The following is a 14,845-nucleotide window of genomic DNA, read 5'->3' as shown; positions in this document are numbered from 1 at the left end:
CGCGGGGGCGCCCCCCCACCACCCCCCCACACTCCTCAACCCACGACTCCGCCCCCCCCCCAAAACGCGGCGACGGCGCCCCCCCCCCCCCCCCCTTCGTTTGGGAGGTTGTATCAGGCAGCGATGTCGAAACGGTCGGCGTTCATCACCTTGGTCCACGCCTTGACGAAATCGCCAACGAATTTCTGCCCGGCATCCGCCGACCCGTAGACCTCGGCCAGCGCGCGCAGCTGCGCATGCGAGCCGAAGATCAGGTCGGCGCGTGTGGCGGTCCACCTGACTGCCCTGGTCTTGCGGTCGCGTGCTTCATAGACCTCATGCGAGCCCGGCTCGGAGGCCGGATCCCAGATGGTGCTCATCGAGAGCAGGTTGACGAAGAAGTCGTTCGTCAGCGTGCCCGGCCTGTCGGTCAACACACCATGCTTCGAGCCGCCGGTGTTGGCGCCGAGCACGCGCAGGCCACCAACCAGCACCGTCATCTCCGGCGCCGTCAGGTTGAGCAGTTGCGCCCGGTCGACCAGCATGGCTTCGACCGACATCGGCGGTTTGCCCCTGACATAGTTGCGGAAGCCGTCAATTTTCGGCTCGAGCGCCGCAAAGGAATGGACGTCGGTCTGCGCCTGCGAGGCGTCGGTGCGGCCGGGCGTGAAGGGAACCTTCACCGCATTGCCGCCATCCTGCGCCGCTTTCTCGACCGCGGCGACGCCGCCGAGCACGATGAGGTCGGCCAGCGAGACCTTCTTGCCGCCTGCGTTGAACTCGTTCTGGATGGCTTCGAGCTTCGCCAGCACGGTGGCCAGTTCGACAGGCTGGTTGACCTCCCAGTCCTTCTGCGGCGCCAGACGAATGCGCGCGCCATTGGCGCCGCCGCGCTTGTCGGAGTTGCGGAAGGTCGAGGCCGAGGCCCAGGCGGTCGAGACCAATTGCGAAACGCTGAGGTCCGAAGCCAGGATCTTGGCCTTCAGCAATGCGATATCCTGGTCGCTGACCAGCTCATGGTCGACGGCCGGAACCGGATCCTGCCAGATCAGCTCTTCCTTCGGCACCAGCGGGCCGAGATACCGCACGACCGGCCCCATGTCGCGATGGGTGAGCTTGTACCAGGCACGGGCGAAGGCATCGGCGAACTGCTCCGGATGCTCGTGGAAGCGGCGCGAGATCTTCTCATAGGCCGGGTCGGCCCGCAGCGCGAGGTCGGTGGTCAGCATTGCCGGCGCATGACGCTTCGAGGGATTGTGCGCGTCCGGCACCGTAGCCGCGCCAGAGCCGCCCTTCGGCGTCCACTGATGGGCCCCGGCCGGGCTCTTGGTCAGCTCCCATTCGAAGTTGAAGAGATTGTCGAAGAAGTTGTTGCTCCACTTGGTCGGCGTCGTCGTCCAGGTAACTTCGAGGCCGGACGTGATCGCATCGCCGGCAATGCCGGTGGCATGCTTGCTCGACCAGCCGAGGCCCTGCGCCTCGATGCCCGCGCCTTCCGGCTCGGCGCCGACCAGTGTTGCATCACCGGCGCCATGGGTCTTGCCGAAGGTGTGGCCGCCGGCGATCAGCGCCACGGTTTCCTCATCGTTCATTGCCATGCGTCCGAAGGTCTCGCGGATGTCGCGGGCCGAGGCCAGCGGATCCGGCTTGCCGTTCGGCCCTTCCGGGTTGACGTAGATCAGGCCCATCTGCACCGCGCCGAGATGGCCGTGCAACTCACGGTCGCCGGAATAGCGCTTGTCGTCGAGCCACTTGGTTTCCGAACCCCAGTCGACATCCTGCTCGGGCTCCCAGACATCGGCGCGGCCACCGGCAAAGCCAAAGGTCTTGAAGCCCATCGATTCCAGCGCAACGTTGCCGGTGAGAATCAACAGGTCGGCCCAGGAGATCTTGCGGCCGTATTTCTGCTTGACCGGCCACAGCAGCCGGCGCGCCTTGTCGAGATTGGCGTTGTCCGGCCAACTGTTCAGCGGCGCGAAACGCTGCTGGCCCGCACCGGCGCCACCCCGGCCGTCGCCGATGCGATAGGTGCCGGCGCTGTGCCAGGCCATGCGGATGAACAGCGGCCCGTAATGGCCGAAATCGGCCGGCCACCAATCCTGCGAATCCGTCATCACCTTGTGCAAATCCTCGATCACCGCGTCGAGGTCGAGCGTCTTGAACTCCGCGGCGTAGTCGAAAGCTTCGCCCATCGGGTCCGAAAGGCTCGACTGCTGGTGGAGAACGCCGATGTCGAGCTGGTTCGGCCACCAGTCGCGGTTGGTCCTGGCGGAGGTTCCATGCGCGACCGGGCATTTGCCGGCGCTGTTGTCGTCGGTCATCGCGTCCATCTTGGCCTCCGAATTGCTGATTTATGTGTTGTTTTTTCCGGGCCGGCCGGGAGCCGCGCCACTTTGGAATGGTTCCAGACTAAGCCGTCTCTTCGATAAAAACAAATTGCCTTTCCTTTTTGTTGCGATAGGCTTTCCTTATGATTGGCTTGACCGTGCGGCAGATGCAATATTTCGAGGCTTTGGCGCAAACGCTGCATTTCGGCCGCGCCGCAAAACTCGCCGGCGTCAGCCAGCCGGCGCTGTCCGCGCAAATCGCCGAGATGGAGCAAAGGCTGAACTGCCGGCTGTTCGAGCGCGGCGGCAAGACGGTGCGGATGACGGAAGAGGCGCAAGCGCTGCTGCCACGCATCGAGCGCATCCTGCGCGACATCAGTGATGTCGAGACGACGGCCCGGCGCGGCCGCCCGGCCATGGAAGGCCGCTTCCGGCTGGGCATCATCCCGACCGTGGCGCCGTATCTTTTGCCGCATGTGCTCCCGGAGCTGAAGCGGCATTTTCCGTCCCTGCAGCTCGAACTGCGCGAAGCAGTGACGGCATCACTGGTCGAGGACACGGCAACCGGACGGCTCGACGCCTTCATCGCCGCGCTGCCGCTCGAGCAGCCGGGCCTGGTCACCGAGGAACTGTTCGCCGACCGCTTCTTCCTCGCCGTGCCAGCCGGAGATCCAGCCTTCGCCTCGCCACCGGTGCCGCCGGAAAGCCCGGCGCTGGAGCGGTTGATGCTTTTGGAGGAAGGCCACTGCCTGCGCGAACAGGCGCTGGCCCTGTGCGGCAGCGTGCGTCCCGTAGCGATGGCAAGCTACGGCGCCACCAGCCTGACGACGCTGCTGCAGATGGTGGCGCATGGTCTCGGCGTCACGCTCATCCCCGAAATGGCGGCAAGGCCGGCCAGCGCCATGCCGGACCTCAAGATCGTGCCGTTCCAGGAGCCAATGCCGCAACGCACGATCTGCCTCGCCTGGCGCCGCAACAAGGTGCGGCATGATGAATGCGTCGAGTTGGCGAAGATCATTCGGGGGTTGGATGCGGCGGTGCTGGGGGTGTGAGTCGTTTGGGTCTTGGATGTCGCCTTGGGAACCCCGAAAAGAAACTCAAATCAGGCGCGTTCGCGAATACCCGCATTGATGGCTGGTCGCCAGACCGCACCAAAGCCTCAAGGGATAAATACCAGAAAAACATACGTAAAAAATACAACGGCATGGACGATTCCGGTCAGGAAGGTCGTCCTTTCGTTGCTAAAGCTTACGCCGCATATGAAAAGCGCTAAAACCAAAAGTACTGCGTCAGCTTCCGGGAGCCCCAGGGTCAACCCTCGTCCCGTAAGCAGGCTGGCTGCTGCGACCGCAGGTATCGTCAAACCAATCGTGGCGCAAGCCGAACCCATTGCGACATTCAGGCCGCGCTGCAGCTCATTGTTGAGTGAAGCGCGAACCGCCGAAATGGCTTCCGGCATCAAAACCAGACCCGCGATCATTGCCCCCACAATGCTGTCAGCCTGGGTCACCTGGTAAGCAACGAGCGCATTTTCAACACTTGCGGCAACCTGCTCGGCGAGCATGACAATTCCGATCAGTCCGATTGCCAGGAGCAGAGCGCTGGAATAGATGCTTTTGTGAGGGGCGGTTCGCGCCGAAAGGTCGTGTGCCAGTCCTTCGATGAAGTCGTCCCGGTGCCGGACGGTTTGCGCGAACACAAAACTTGCATAGAGCAGCACGGAAAGTACGCTCACAAGGCCAAGCTGAGCTGCCGAAAATGTGCCGGGATCGGTGGTCCGCGTGTAGGTCGGCAGGATAAGCGTCATGACGGTCAGTGCGGCCAGAACCGCCAGATATGCGCTTGTCCCTTGCCGGACAATTGCCTGCTTGCGATGACGCCAGCCGCCAAACGTGAGACACGTCCCCACAACGCCGGTGGAGGCAATCATCACCGTCGAGAAGACGGACTCACGTGCAAGCGTGGGGTTGTTCTCTCCATGCAGCATCATGGAAACGATGATCGACACCTCGATTGCCGTTACGGCAAAAGTCAGCACCAATGTGCCGTAGGGTTCCCCCACACGGTGGGCCACCGCCTCGGCGTGATCGAGCACCACGAAAATAGTGATGAACATGATCGCACTCGAGAGCGCTCCGACGAGAATCCTGACGCTCGGCGAACCTTCGTCCACCGGTAGCCCGCTGGCTCTGACCGCAACGGCCAGTGCCAGCGCGGCCAAAGGCATCGCATAGGAAGTCGCTGATCGTGCGAAACCAGTCATTCAAGCCCCAATGCGTTCGGCGAACCTTGCGGAAGCCTGTCGAGCACCCCAGTGTCGTTTCGAAGCCGGGCAGTCCCGTCCCCCGGCGTTCAACCCTCAAGCCGTCTTCTGCACCACCAGCCCCAGTTCCTCCACCATCGCCTCGCGCATCAGAAACTTCTGCGGTTTTCCCGTCACCGTCATCGGCAGTTCGGTGCGGAAGCGGATGTAGCGGGGGATTTTGTAGTGGGCGATCTGGCCGGCGCAGAAATTCTTGATCTCCTGCTCGGTGGCGATCTGGTTGGGCTTCAGCACGATCCAGGCGCACAGCTCCTCGCCATATTTGGCGTCGGGAATACCGAACACCTGCACCTCCTTGACCTTGGGATGGCGGTAGAGGAATTCCTCGACCTCTCTGGGATAGACGTTTTCGCCGCCGCGGATAACCATGTCCTTGACCCGGCCGACAATGTTGCAATAGCCCTCGGCATCTATGGTGGCGAGGTCGCCGGTGTGCATCCAGCCATCGGCGTCGATCGCCTCGCGGGTTTTTTCCGCGTCGTCCCAATAACCCTTCATCACGGAATAGCCGCGTGTGCAAAGCTCCCCGGGCGTGCCGATTGCGACGGTGGCGCCATCGGCGTCGATGGCCTTGACCTCGACATGCGGGTGGATGCGGCCGACCGTGGAGACGCGCTTTTCCAGCGGGTCGTCAACGCTGCTCTGGAACGACACCGGGCTGGTCTCGGTCATGCCATAGGCGATGGTCACCTCTTCCATATGCATCAGCGACACCACCTTCTTCATCACCTCGATCGGGCATGGCGAGCCCGCCATGATGCCGGTGCGCAGGCTGGAGAGATCGAAGCCGGCGAAGTCGGTGTGGTCGAGCATGGCGACGAACATTGTGGGAACACCGTAGAGGCCGGTGCAGCGTTCCTGCGCCACCGCTTTCAGTGTGGCGCCCGCGTCAAAACCCTCGCCCGGAAAGACCATCGTCGCGCCCTTGGTGACGCAGCCCATCGTGCCCATCGACATGCCGAAGCAGTGGTAGAGCGGCACCGGGATGCAGAGCCGGTCGTCGACGGTGAGCTTGGTTGCCGCGGTGACGAAATTGCCGTTGTTGACGATGTTGGTGTGGGTCAGCGTCGCGCCCTTGGGCGCGCCCGTCGTGCCCGAAGTGAACTGGATGTTGATGGCTTCGCCCGGCTTCAGCCCTTCGGAGATGCGGTCGAGGCTGTCATGCTCGTCGCGGCCGGCCATCGACAGCACATCGGCGAAATTGAACATGCCGGGCGAGTTGTCATCGCCCATGCGGATGACAATCTTCAGCGTCGGCAATTTCTGCGCCTTGAGCTTGCCGGGGGTGGCCTTGGCGAGCTCCGGCGCCAGCGTCTCGATCATGCCGAGATAGTCGGAGGTCTTGAAACTGGCGGCGGTGACCAGCGCCTTGCAGCCGACCTTGTTGAGGGCATATTCCAGCTCCGTCAGCCGGTAGGCCGGGTTGATGTTGACCAGGATCAGGCCGATGCGAGCGGTGGCGAATTGGGTGACCAGCCATTCCCAGCGGTTGGGCGACCAGATGCCGACACGGTCGCCTTTTTCGAGGCCGAGCGCCAGGAAGCCGGCGGCGAGCGTATCGACCGTGTCCGACAGTTCGCTCCAGGTGAAGCGCTTGTCCTGGCCGACGAAGACGGCAGCATCCTGCGTGGCGTATTTGCCGACCGTGCCGGAGAAAAGCTGAGGGATCGTCTTGTCGAGCAGCGGCACCGAACGGTCGCCCGACACATGTGCCCGGCCGTCGAGCGGAGCGATGAAAGCCCTGCCGCGCCCGCGCAGATTGGTGGCGTTCTTAAGCTCGTCGAGATTGATCGCCATCGCCGTTTCCTCCCGGGATATGGCGAGCCTATCAGCCTGATTGGATGGTGGAAAGTAGAGGCGGTTCCCCTCCCCCTCGCGGGGAGGGTGCCTCGCGAAGCGAGGCGGGTGGGACCCTCGGCGAAGTGCTCGACTTCCTTGCTCACGGTCGACCCGGCTTGGGTCGTCTCGCGTCGAGCACTGCCGGAGCGACCCCACCCGTCCATCCGCCTTTGGCGGCTGTCCTCCCTCCCCTCAAGGGGGAGGGAGCGCGCTCATCTTCGCGGCTATTTCCCGCACTAGCGCCTCATCCGCAGCAGCACGATCTTTCCGGGCAGCCACGAGGCAGGCCTGCGACTTCAGCACAACCCCATCGGCCAGCACCTTGAGATGGTTGGCGCGCAGGGTCGAGCCGGTGGTGGTGATGTCGACGATGACATCGGCAAGGCCTGCCGCCGGCGCGCCTTCGGTGGCGCCGAGGCTTTCGACGATGCGGTAGACCTGGATGCCGTGCTTTTGCGAGAAGAACTGCTGCGTGAGCCGCCAGTATTTGGTTGCGATCCTCAGCCGCCTGCCGTGGCGCTGGCGGAAATCGGCGGCGACATCGTCGAGATCGGCCATGGTGTCGACGTCGAGCCAGATGCCGGGCACCGCGACCACGACATCGGCGTGGCCGAAGCCGAGGCGAGCGACGATTTCGGCGCGCGCCTCCCAGTCGGCGAGGTTTTCGCGCAGCAGATCCTCGCCGGTAATGCCGAGGTCGACCGAACCTTGGCCGATCTCGCCGGCAATTTCGGACGCCGACAGAAACGCCACCTCGATACCTTCGGCATTGTCGATGCGGGCGCGGTACTGGCGCTCATCGCCGGGCAGGCTGACGGCAAGCCCGGCCCTGGCCAGTACCTCCAAGGCCTGCTCCTTGAGCCGGCCTTTCGATGGGATCGCCAGCGTGATCATTGCGGCTCTCCCCGCAGCGCTTCGATGCGGTCGAGCCAGACGGAGAAGCCGACGCCGGGGATCGGCGTCTTGGCGCCGAGCAGGGTCAGCAGCCGGTCGTAGCGACCGCCGCCGGCCAGCGGCCGCTCGCCACCAAGTGCTGCGATCTCGAAGACGATGCCGGTGTAGTAATCCAGCGGACGGCCGAAGGCAGCGTCGTAGCGGATCGTCTTTGCAGGCAGGCCATGTGCCTCGATGGCTTTGGCGCGGGCGGCGAATTTTTCCAGCGCCGCGCCCAGCGAAAGCCCGGCAGAGGCCGCAAAACTTTCGAGCGCAGCACTCGCGCCGTCGAGCGGCACGTCGATGGCGAGAAAATCCCTGAGCGCCGCAAACGCTTCGTTCGACAACCGCACGCTGCGCAGTTCGGCCTTTTCGATCAGCCGCCGGGCAATGTCCGCCGGCGCGCGCCCGCCGGAGCCCGACAGGCCGGCCCCTTCCATGCCGCCGGCGATGTGGGCGGAAAGCGCTTCGAGATCGCCATCGAGCACAAGGGCCGCGACATCGCCGTCAAGCTGACCGTTGCGCGGCGGGTTGGCGAGATCGGCGAGTGCTGCCTGCAGCATCGGCGCCGAGCCGAAGGCGCGCGCAAGCCGCATGCGCCAGCCGCGCGGCAAGCCGAGTGCTGCCAGCACCGCCTCGAAGATGGTCTGGTCGCCGAGCGTGATCGCAAGAGGTTGCGCCGGCAGCACCAGCTGCAGCAGCGCGTGCGCATCGGCCAGCGAACGCGCATCGGCCTCGGCTGTATCGCGGTCGCCGAGATCCTCGATGCCGGCCTGAAAGAACTCGTTGCCGCCCTCGCGGCGCTGGCGGAACACTTCGCCGAGATAGGAATAGCGGCGCGGCGTGCCGGCCTGCGAGGCGATGTGGTCGAGGCAGACGGGGATGGTGAATTCGGGCCGCAGACACAGCGTCTTGCCGGTCTCGCTTTCGGTGAGAAAGATGCGGCGGCGCAGATCCTCGCCGGCCATATCGAGGAATGGGTCGGCCGGCTGCAGCACCGCGACCTCAACCGCATGGGTGTTGCGGGTGGCGAAGAGCTTGGTGATTTCGGATGCGATGGCGGGATAGCGAGTCATCGGCTGGTTGGGTGCGAGGCACCCCCCTCTGGCCTGCCGGCCATCTCCCCCTCAAGGCGGGAGATTGGCAGCTTTAGCGTCGGATCGTTTCCTGCAGCGATGAAGATTTGCGAAAGCGCCGATGACATCCAATCTCCCCCCTTGAGGGGGAGATGGCCGGCAGGCCAGAGGGGGGTGTTCAAGCGCCACCCTTCGCACGGTCGGCCGCCTGCGCCGCCAGAATCTTCTTCACCTCGGCGACCAGCTCGCTCTCCGCCACGGTCACCTGCGCTGGCCTTGCGGCCCGCCATTCGGCGTTGTCGGTGATCTCGGCCGACATGCGTGCGCCTTCGATCAGATCCTTGATCTGCAGCTCGCCCTTGGCGCGCTCGTCGCCGCCCTGAATGATGGCAACCGGGCTGCCGCGGCGGTCGGCATATTTCAACTGCGCCTTCATGCCGGCGCCGCCGAGATACATTTCGGAGCGGATGCCGGCCGCGCGCAGGCCGGCCACCATCTTCTGGTAGCGGCCGAGGCTTTCGGTATCCTTGTCCATCACCAGCACGACGACCGGCGCGATCACGTCTGTGGTGTCCAGCTTGCCGAGGTTCTTCAGCGCCGTCATCAGGCGGGAGACGCCGATCGAAAAGCCGGTCGCCGGCACCGGCTCGCCACGGAAGCGCGAGACCAGCCCGTCATAGCGGCCGCCACCACCGACCGAACCGAAGCGCACGATCTGGCCGTCTTCGTTGGGGATTTCGGCCAGAAGCTCGGCCTCGAAAACCGGGCCGGTGTAGTATTCGAGGCCACGCACGACGGAGCGGTCCATGGCGATACGATCTTCGCCGTACCCTGCCGCCCTGACCAAGGCTTCAATCGTGGAGAGCTCGCCAACGCCTTCCTGATAGATCGCGTTCGCATCGACATTGGAATCCTGGCGGGCCTGTTCCCTCGCTGTCGCGAGAAGAACGGCCTCGGCTTGCGCCTCATTCAGTCCGGCACCCTTGGCAAAGTCACCCTCGCCTTCCTTGCCGCCATCCCAGCGCCCCGGACCAAGCAGCAGTCTCACGCCTTCCGGTCCGAGCTTGTCCAGCTTGTCGATCGCGCGCAGCACCGTCAGCCGACGCCCTGCATTCTCATCGCCGCCAAGGCCGATCGCTTCCAGCACGCCATCGAGCACCTTGCGATTGTTGACGCGGATGACGTAGTCGCCGCGCTTGATGCCGAGCGCTTGCATCACGTCGGCCATCATCATCGCCATTTCAGCATCAGCCGCGACGCCCGGTGTGCCGATGGTGTCAGCGTCGAACTGCATGAACTGGCGGAAGCGGCCGGGGCCGGGCTTTTCGTTGCGGAACACCCAGCCGGAGCGGTAGCTGCGATAGGGCTTCGGCAGTCGCTCAAAATTCTCGGCGACATAACGCGCCGTCGGCGCGGTCAGGTCGTAGCGCAACGACAGCCACTGCTCGTCATCGTCCTGGAAAGAAAATACGCCCTCATTAGGCCGGTCCTGGTCGGGCAGGAATTTGCCCAGCGCATCGGTGTATTCGATCAGCGGCTGGTCGGCCGGCTCGAAACCATAGAGCTCATAGACCGAGCGGATCGTCGCCATCATCTTCTCGACGGCGCGGATGTCTTCCGCACTGCGGTCGGCAAAGCCGCGCGGCAGCCGCGCTTTCGTCTTTTCCGATTTGTCGGCCATGGGATGGGTCTTTTCGCTTAGTAATCGATGACTTGTTTGGAGTGGGCGTGTCCTAACCGAAGCGGCTTTGTGCGGCAAGGGTTTGCGCTTTTTCCTTCTCCTCCGAAACAAAACGCACCAAAAGGAAACAATTCCGCCATCGGCGCGGCATCGTGCCGACACAATCAGAGCCGATAAGCGCGCCGAAACAAAGGGTTGGGGCCATGACTGCGGCACACAAGTTCGACATCAGAGACGACGGCTTGCATGAAGTCCGGCTGCGGCCGGCCGAGAGCCGTGCGCAGGTGACGGCGAGCCTCGGTCCGTTTGAGGTCACCGCCGACGAGCGCAAGGGTTCCACCATGCGCGAGGCGCTGATGACCGGATTGCTGGTGATTTATCCGGCCTTTGCGGCACTGGCGGCGATTGTGGCGGGATTGTTCCTGACTGGCGCCAGCGGGACGTGAGTTCCTTACCCTCCCCTTGTGGGGAGGGTCGACGCGTAGCGTCGGGGTGGGGGTGCGGCGCCAAGATACCCCCACCCGCGCCTTCGGCGCGACCTCTCCACAAGGGGGAGGTAGGGGGACAGCGCCCTACTTCGGCCTCTTAAAGGCCTTGCGTTCCTTCTCCACCTGCTCCCGGCAAACACACCCCTCGAGATGGTCGTTGACCAGGCCCATCGCTTGCATGAAGGCATAGACCGTCGTCGGTCCGACAAAGCTCCAGCCGCGCTTTTTCAACTCCTTCGAAATCCTGATCGAGACCGCTGTCGTCGGGTTGGCCCGCAGGTGGGCGAGGTCGACGATCTCCGGCCGCTCCTCCGACCCCGGCTCGAACTTCCAGAACCAGGCGGCCAGCGAGCCGAATTCATCCACCATTTCGCGCGCGCGTTTGGCGTTGTTGATGGTCGAGACGATCTTGCCGCGGTGGCGGATGATGCCGACATTGGCGACCAGGCGCTCGACATCCTCGTCGGTGAAGGCAGCGACCTTGTCGAAGTCGAAACCGGCGAAGGCCTCGCGGAAATTCTCGCGCTTGCGCAGAATGGTCAGCCAGGACAGGCCGGACTGAAAGCCTTCCAGGCAGATTTTTTCGAACAGCCTGCGGTCGTCGGCGACCGGCCGGCCCCATTCATGGTCGTGGTAGTGCAGATAGTCCGGCAGATTGCCGTGCCAGAAGCAGCGCGTGATCCCGTCGGAGCCGGTAAGCAGTCCGGTGTTGTCTTGCGCCATGGCCAATCCATCCGTTAACGCGCTTTCGCGCTGCATTTACCGCGGCTTTACCAGATTCCTGAACCCGGCGGTAACCACACCAAAAGGTTTACTGACAAAGCGGCATTTTACGCATTCCGATTCATGTTTCGGTTGCCGCTTCGCGCCAAGGATCGCGCAACCGGGGGCAAGTTCCGCCTCCGTCCGTTCGACGATCAAGGTGCGTTCCGATGAAGATCTTTTTGCGTTCCGTGCTCGGCGCCGTGGCCATTCTGGCCGCCGGCGTCACCTCCTCTGCCGCCAACGACCGCTATGCCGACAGGCCGCCGGTGATGGTGAGCCCCGACCTTTCCGCACCCTGGGTGCTGCAGCTTGGCCGGGCGCCCGGCATCGTGCGGCAGAGCCGACAGGTGGTCCAGCAGCCGCGACTTCGCTATGCGCAGCCGGCGCGACCCGATCGGGTGCGCACTGCTTCCGTGCAGGCGCCGGCCAAGCGCGTGGTGATGCGGCCGCAGATCAATCCGCTCTACCTGCCGCAGGAAGTCGCCTATGACGGCCCGCAGAAGCCGGGCACGATCGTGATCGATACGACGCAGAACTTCCTGTTCCTGGTCGAGAAGAACGGCAAGGCGCGGCGCTATGGCGTCGGCACAGGCAAGCCTGGCTTCGAATGGTCTGGCACGCACAAGATCACCAACAAGCGCGTCTGGCCGGACTGGCGCCCGCCAGCGGAGATGATCAAGCGCGAGGCCGCCAAGGGCCGCTACCTCCCGACCTATCTGGCCGGCGGCGAGGAAAACCCGCTTGGCGCCCGCGCGCTCTATCTCGGCACGACGGAATACCGCATCCACGGCACCAACCAGCCATGGACCATCGGCGGCTCGGCGTCTTCCGGCTGCATCCGCATGCGCAACGAGGACGTGGTTGACCTTTACGAGAGGGTCAATGTTGGAACGACCGTGGTCGTGATATAATCGGCTACCGAATCATCTGATCCAGAAGGTTAGACCTTCAGGATCGGGAAGAGTTTGCGGGGGACGGGCCGTGTGGGGATGCGGCCAGTCAGGAAAGGGCAGCCCGGGAAACCGCGCTGCCCTTTCTCTTTGCGGCTATAGCTGAGCCAGGCTGCGCCAGAACGTCGCGCCAGGGGGATGACGGTTCGCTTTCACGCTGCCTTGCCGCATTTCCCCTGCTATAGGGACGGCCAAACTCCCCTGCGCCAAACTCCGCTGCAAAGGTCCAGCCATGTCTCCGCCAGACGATAGCCGCTATCTCCGGGGCGGCCCGGTCGCCCAGCGCATCATGGCATCCGTGCGCGAGGATGCCGCCATCGCTACCGCCGAAGGTTTTCCGCCCAAGCTGGTGTCGATCACCGTCGGCGATACCGCTGCCGTAGATGTCTATGTGCGCAACCAGCGCGCCAAGGCCGCCCTTGCCGGCATCGGTTTCGAGGAGCGGCGGTTCCCCGCCGACATCAGCGCCGGCGAACTCGAGGCGGCGATCCACGGCCTGAACGCCGACCCGCGCGTCACCGGCATCATCATCCAGCGGCCGGTGCCGGCGCATATCCCGATCAAGACGCTGCAAGCGGCGGTGCATCCACTGAAGGACGTCGAGGGCATGCATCCGGCGTCGATCGGCAATATCGTCTACAATCAGCTCGACCTCGCGCCTTGCACGGCTGCGGCCTCGGTCGAGCTGCTCAAGGAAACCGGCCTCGACCTCAAGGGGCTCGAAGTCGTCGTCGTCGGCCATTCCGAGATCGTCGGCAAGCCGATTGCCTTCCTGCTGATGAGCGAAGGCGCGACGGTGACGGTGTGCCATCACATGACGCGCTCGGTGGCGGCACATGCGCGCCGCGCCGATGCGCTGTTCGTCGCCGTCGGCAAGCCGCGGCTGATCAAGGCCGACATGGTGAAGCCCGGTGCGGCCGTCATCGACATCGGCATCAATTCCGAGATCGGCCCGGACGGCACGAGCCGCATCGTCGGCGACGTCGACACCGAGAGCGTGAAGGAAGTCGCGTCCTGGATCACGCCGGTGCCGGGCGGCGTCGGCCCGATCACTGTGGCGATCCTCTTGCGCAACACAATGGTCGCGCTCAGCCGCCAGCGCGCGCGCTACCAGGCGACGTATGGCGTGGTGGACCGGCTGGCAGCGGAATAGCTGCTTACTCGGCGGCGACCAGGTTTCCTTCGGAGACGCCCTCCGGCTTCGGACCACCATAAGCCCAGTCGAGCAGCTTGATCGTGTGCACCACCGGCAGCTTTGCAGCCGAAGCGATCTGGGTGATGCAGCCGATATTGCCTGTGGCAACGATCTCCGCGCCGGTGGCCTCGATGTTTTTCACCTTTCGGTCGCGCAGCTTCTCCGAAATCTCCGGCTGCAGGATGTTGTAGGTGCCGGCCGAGCCGCAGCACAGATGTCCCTCGCGCGGATCGCGCACGACGAAGCCGGCCCTGGCGAGCAATTCCTTCGGCTGGCGGGTGATCTTCTGGCCGTGCTGCATCGAGCAGGCGGAGTGATAGGCGACGACGGTGCCGGGTTTGCGCACCGGCTCGGGCAGGTCGAGGCTTGCGAGATATTCGGTAATGTCCCTGGCCAGCGCCGAGACCCGCGCGGCCTTGTCGGCATAGGCCGGATCGAGGCGCAGCATGAAGCCGTAGTCCTTGATCGTTGTGCCGCAGCCGGACGCGGTGATGACGATGGCATCGAGCCCGCCCTGGTCGATGGCACGCGTCCACGCATCGACATTCTGCCGGGCCGAGGCAAGGGCTGCTGCCTCGCGGCCCATATGATGGACCAGCGCGCCACAGCAGGCTTCGCCCTGCGGCACCACGACCTCGACGCCCAGCCGTGTCAGCAATGCAATCGTCGTCTCGTTGATGGCGGGGTCGAGTACCGATTGGGCGCAGCCGGTGAGGATGGCGACGCGGCCTCTCTTCGTCCCCTGCCCGGCATGAATGCCGGAAGAGGCCATTGGCGAGACCGTCGGGATCGAGGCCGGTGCCAGCTTCAGCATCGCGCCCAGCGGCCTCAGCGCCGGCAGCCTTTCGAACAGGCCGATGAATGGCTTGCCCAGTCTCGCCAATTTCAGCGCGGCGCGAAAGCGCGCGGGATAGGGCAGCACGAAGGCCAGCATGGCGCGGGTCAGCCGGTCGAGCAGCGGCCGCTTGTAAGTCTCCTCGATATGGGCGCGGGCATGGTCGACCAGGTGCATGTAGTTGACGCCCGACGGGCAGGTGGTCATGCAGGCCAGGCAGGACAGGCAGCGGTCGATATGGGTGACGATCTCCTTGTCGGCCGGGCGGCCATTCTCCAGCATGTCCTTGATGAGATAAATGCGCCCGCGGGGCGAATCGAGTTCGTTGCCAAGCGTCACATAGGTCGGGCAGGTGGCGGTGCAGAAGCCGCAATGCACGCATTTGCGCAGGATCTTCTCCGATTCCGCGACATGCGGATCAGCAAGCTGGGCAAGGGAGAAGTTGGTTTGCATT

12 protein-coding genes are annotated in these 14,845 nt (G+C 64.3%); 4 read left to right on the top strand and 8 right to left on the bottom strand.

Translation table 11 applies throughout. The annotated features are described in order from the left end of the window. Nucleotides 1-113: 113 nt before the first annotated feature. The gene (katG, locus tag NKI96_RS29580) at nucleotides 114-2,309 is read right to left on the bottom strand and encodes a catalase/peroxidase HPI (protein WP_023667720.1); all 2,196 of its coding nucleotides are present in this window, start codon (nucleotides 2,307-2,309) and stop codon (nucleotides 114-116) included. 140 nt (nucleotides 2,310-2,449) lie between these two features. On the opposite strand from katG, the gene NKI96_RS29575 reads away from it, so the two are divergent. After that, entirely contained in the window at nucleotides 2,450-3,358 is a 909-nt protein-coding gene (locus NKI96_RS29575) for a hydrogen peroxide-inducible genes activator (RefSeq protein WP_023667719.1), read from the top strand. 107 nt (nucleotides 3,359-3,465) lie between these two features. On the opposite strand, the gene NKI96_RS29570 is transcribed toward NKI96_RS29575, so the two are convergent. The 5 genes from NKI96_RS29570 to hisS all read right to left on the bottom strand — a co-directional run bounded on the left by NKI96_RS29570 (nucleotide 3,466) and on the right by hisS (nucleotide 10,158). After that, nucleotides 3,466-4,569, bottom strand: a complete 1,104-nt coding sequence (locus tag NKI96_RS29570; protein ID WP_023701299.1) for a calcium:cation antiporter — start codon at nucleotides 4,567-4,569, stop codon at nucleotides 3,466-3,468. Nucleotides 4,570-4,665: 96 nt separating this feature from the next. Further along, entirely contained in the window at nucleotides 4,666-6,426 is a 1,761-nt protein-coding gene (locus tag NKI96_RS29565) for an AMP-binding protein (protein ID WP_352807484.1), read from the bottom strand. Nucleotides 6,427-6,660: 234 nt separating this feature from the next. Beyond that, nucleotides 6,661-7,362, bottom strand: a complete 702-nt coding sequence (gene hisG / locus NKI96_RS29560; RefSeq protein ID WP_023667716.1) for an ATP phosphoribosyltransferase — start codon at nucleotides 7,360-7,362, stop codon at nucleotides 6,661-6,663. Next, nucleotides 7,359-8,477, bottom strand: coding sequence for an ATP phosphoribosyltransferase regulatory subunit (locus NKI96_RS29555; protein ID WP_352807481.1), 1,119 nt, complete (start codon nucleotides 8,475-8,477; stop codon nucleotides 7,359-7,361). Before NKI96_RS29555 ends, hisG begins: the two co-directional genes overlap by 4 nt. A 178-nt stretch (nucleotides 8,478-8,655) precedes the next feature. Next, entirely contained in the window at nucleotides 8,656-10,158 is a 1,503-nt protein-coding gene (gene hisS / locus NKI96_RS29550) for a histidine--tRNA ligase (protein WP_352807478.1), read from the bottom strand. A gap of 203 nt (nucleotides 10,159-10,361) precedes the next feature. Here hisS and NKI96_RS29545 point away from each other — a divergent pair, with 203 nt between their 5' ends. Next, entirely contained in the window at nucleotides 10,362-10,604 is a 243-nt protein-coding gene (locus NKI96_RS29545) for a hypothetical protein (RefSeq protein WP_023681830.1), read from the top strand. A gap of 126 nt (nucleotides 10,605-10,730) precedes the next feature. Here NKI96_RS29545 and NKI96_RS29540 read toward each other — a convergent pair whose 3' ends face one another. Further along, nucleotides 10,731-11,369, bottom strand: a complete 639-nt coding sequence (locus NKI96_RS29540) for a DNA-3-methyladenine glycosylase I (protein WP_023686832.1) — start codon at nucleotides 11,367-11,369, stop codon at nucleotides 10,731-10,733. A 209-nt stretch (nucleotides 11,370-11,578) separates the two neighbouring features. On the opposite strand from NKI96_RS29540, the gene NKI96_RS29535 reads away from it, so the two are divergent. Beyond that, nucleotides 11,579-12,322, top strand: a complete 744-nt coding sequence (locus NKI96_RS29535; protein ID WP_352807475.1) for a L,D-transpeptidase — start codon at nucleotides 11,579-11,581, stop codon at nucleotides 12,320-12,322. 271 nt (nucleotides 12,323-12,593) lie between these two features. Continuing rightward, nucleotides 12,594-13,514, top strand: coding sequence for a bifunctional 5,10-methylenetetrahydrofolate dehydrogenase/5,10-methenyltetrahydrofolate cyclohydrolase (locus NKI96_RS29530; RefSeq protein ID WP_023670547.1), 921 nt, complete (start codon nucleotides 12,594-12,596; stop codon nucleotides 13,512-13,514). A 4-nt stretch (nucleotides 13,515-13,518) separates the two neighbouring features. On the opposite strand, the gene glcF is transcribed toward NKI96_RS29530, so the two are convergent. After that, entirely contained in the window at nucleotides 13,519-14,844 is a 1,326-nt protein-coding gene (glcF, locus tag NKI96_RS29525) for a glycolate oxidase subunit GlcF (RefSeq protein WP_023710126.1), read from the bottom strand. Between the last annotated feature and the right edge of the window lies 1 nt (nucleotide 14,845).

Source organism: Mesorhizobium sp. M0292 (assembly GCF_040321695.1).
Lineage (GTDB): Bacteria > Pseudomonadota > Alphaproteobacteria > Rhizobiales > Rhizobiaceae > Mesorhizobium.
The sequence above is the reverse complement of the archived record's forward strand: the minus strand, read 5'-3'. Positions and strand labels throughout refer to the sequence as shown.